At 62.8% G+C, this 3,235-nt stretch carries 2 protein-coding genes; both read right to left on the bottom strand.

Features of this window, described 5'->3' with window-relative positions; genetic code table 11:
• Positions 1-2,693: hypothetical protein (locus tag WBP53_RS14285; protein ID WP_423930060.1), on the bottom strand; the 2,693-nt coding region annotated here is incomplete at its 3' end.
• A partial coding sequence (locus WBP53_RS14280; protein WP_423930058.1) for a hypothetical protein occupies positions 2,690-3,235 on the bottom strand: 546 nt, incomplete at its 5' end. The genes WBP53_RS14285 and WBP53_RS14280, both read right to left, overlap by 4 nt.

The raw sequence follows: 3,235 nt of genomic DNA, 5'->3' as shown, positions 1-3,235 counted from the left end.
GTGGCGATCGTGCCGATGACCGTGGCGGCGCCGCGCATCGTGAACACCGCAACCGGATTGGAATAGTCATCACCGGTGCCTGCCATGTCGCAGCCAAGCAAAGCCACCAGCGGTCGCTCACCGTCATGTGGTTTGGCGCGAATGTGGCCGGCAGTGATGCCGATGGTCTTGATCGCTTCGCCACCGATCTCGACCGTCGCACTGAATCCCGCTCCATCGGAATGCGCCAACGCGATCAACAGCGAAGGACTGTGCTCGCCCACCAGCGTGGCCCACTCGCTCCAGTCCTTTGCTTCACTGGCATTCAAGTGCGCCGTGGCCATGCGTTGCAGCAGCGGAGCAAGGCTGTCCTTCTTGACCTTGTCACTGTAGCCAAACACCACGTTGCCCGAAATCTTGAGCGTGTCACGACCGCTGACGGCCTCCGATTGCACACCCACTTCGCCTTCGTTGGCCAGATTCGGCTGCAGGGCATGGCGCTCGATGACCTTGCTCAGCCCCCAGAATCCCATCGGACAGAACGAATTCGCACCATGCTGGCAATTTGCAGTGCAGCGACCGGCGGCGACGCCTTCGCGCCAGTTCGGGCACAGGGTCGCATCATCATCAGGCGCGTCATGGGCGTAGATGAATTCGAACGGTATGACGACCGCGTCGCTGCGCGTGCTGACGACCTGGATGAACTCCCCATCCAGCACATTCGCGCCTGCAGCACCGCCTGCCGCCTGCCGCTGTGACTCGACCAGGTAGAGGTGCAGATAGCTGCCCACCTGGGCCAATTTGCGCAGCAGACTCTTGCCCTTGTCAGTGTCGAGTCCGCCAACGTAGTCCCTGGCCGTTTTGGCGAGCCCGCTCAGTAGCTTGTTGAGATCGGCTACGGTCTTTTCAACGACTCGCAGGTTTCCCATCCATGCGCGCTTGTCGCCCATGGCATGCACGGTCGGCTGATCCAGTCCGGCGTGATTGAGAACGAAGGCAAGATCGAACGGGCGACGATCCAGATTGGACAGGTTCTGCCTGACCTTGAGCACGCGACCAAGCGTCGGCGCGATGGTCTCGCCCGTCGGTGAGCCGGCGCTGGTTACGCTGGCACGCAAGGAAGCCGTCTGGATCACGCGTCCGCGATGCAGGACGCTGATGCGACCATTGAACAAACCCGCCTGCGCGGGCGTGAATGCGAACTCGCAGCTCGTGCTCCTGCCCATGCGACGCAAGACAATATCCCCGGACAATGGCTGCGGAATATGATCAGGCTCGGACAACCAGACACGCAGGTCCCAGTTTTCAAGTTCCTGCGGCAATGCGGCTTCGGGGAATGCATCGGGCATGGCATTCGCCTGGCGATCCGGCGGACCGATGAACACCTCGATCAAGACCGGCATCCCGACCAGGAACCCACCCGACGCCGGCTCCTTCTCACCATTCGCCACGACGAACGCCTTTTGTTGCAGGTAGCGATCCGCCGACACCGTGGCCTCGGCACGATCCAGTTCTTCGGCGGCCTCTGCGAGAGCTGTGGCGCCACCGGACTCGCGATCAAACGGAGCCTCGAGTCGCTCGAAATCCGGCACCAGTTCATCATGTTCAGGAGACATGGCTTCAAGCGCATCGCCGCCATCTTCGCCTGCGGCTTGCCTATCCTCATCCCCGCCTAATGACTCCAGCCCGCTCGACTCCGCTTCGGGTTCCGCACCTGCGGATTCAAGACCACGCGGCGCGGGCGCAGGTGGCTGCTGCCTGGGAATGACGGCATCCAGCAATCTGCGAATGGCCGACGGCGGTGCGCTCTGCGGCCTGGCTGCTTTCGATCGCGCCAGCAATTGCCCGGCAACTTCGCGGATGGTGAATCGGGCCAGCGTATCGCTGAGCGCAATCAACGCGGGCTGCGGCAAGCCCGCGAACGCCAGACTGGCCGCAACATCGATACGGCGTGCGTGCGACAACTCTTCAACGAGACGATTGAGCCGTCCGGGAAGATCGAGGGCCATGGCCGATTCGACAACGATGTAGCCGCCTGCCCGCGTCGCCTCCATCAGCGCATCGAGCTTGCTGGCATCCTCGGCGAGGAAGGATCGCCGCATGCACAGCACGACAAGATTTGCCGACACCGCGCCGCCTTCGAGCTGCGGCATCAGGGTGTCGATGTCTCCGTCAAACAGGAGGACATCGCAGGCGAAACTTCCGGCATGCTCGCCGACGATTCGCGCGAGCCGGCCTGATGGCCATAGCCCGGTTGCCTGGCTGAGGACATCGCGATCTTCCGGGCGAAGCGCGGCGAGACGCAACGGCCAACCCGGCTTGCGTTTGCTGCGCGATTCCATGTTCAAGGTGGCGACGGGCGCACGACTGCCCAGCATGGCGAACCATTCCCCCAACGGTTCGTGCCTGGGCCAGACATCAATCCGCATCGGTGCCTTGTCGAGACGCTCTCCAATTTTCGCGTCCCAGAGATCAAGCCATTCATGTGGCGAAATGCTCCGGCACGTCACCGATACGCTGTCGTCGAATACCGGCAACGCCCAGCGCAACTCCTGTGTGCGCATGGCGTCGGCCCGCACCTTGATGATCCAGTCCGCGGGCGCACCCGCTGTCCGTCGCAACGCGGCAACTGCGCCGAGCGCCCGCCACAAGCGAGAGAATGCCGTGTCATCGAGATCGGCAGCCCAGTTGCGCCATTGCGCGAAGTCGTTCAATTTTCCGCCTCCACGCGTGCATCCCGGGCTTCAAGCGACAAGCGACTGGCGAGAGTGGCACGCCGCTCGTCACCAAGCACCTGGAACAGGATTGCCAGGTTGTCGAGCACTTCGGTATTGCGCGGATCGTCTTGCGAGGCCTTGGCCAGGCCCGTTGCGATACCGCGCACGAATGTATTGTCGAGGCGGATCTCGTCGTAGGGTTCGTCGCCTTGCGCATGCAACTCTGCGGCCAGCGCACTCAAGGCAAGAAGATCGGCATAAGGTGCCCCGTAATCGTTGGCCGAGCCATCGTCCCAGCGCGCGAGATAGGTCTCGGCCGGGTGGAAAGCCTTCTTGCGCAGATCGCCCAGCACAGCGAGTTGTCGCGAAATGATGGTCGTGTCGCGCGACAAGCCAGCGGTCACCGCAGGTGCCGGCCCGCCGTCGGAGAATTTCAACAATGCACCGACGAATGCGGCGGTAGCCAGCAGTTGCTCACACTCTCGCGTGCACTCGGTCGGTCGCTGCACCCAGCCGGAGGCTCCATCAACCACCACCTT

This window comes from Dokdonella sp. (assembly GCF_049593775.1).
GTDB lineage: Bacteria > Pseudomonadota > Gammaproteobacteria > Xanthomonadales > Rhodanobacteraceae > Dokdonella.
This window is presented reverse-complemented; position numbering and strand designations above follow the sequence as displayed.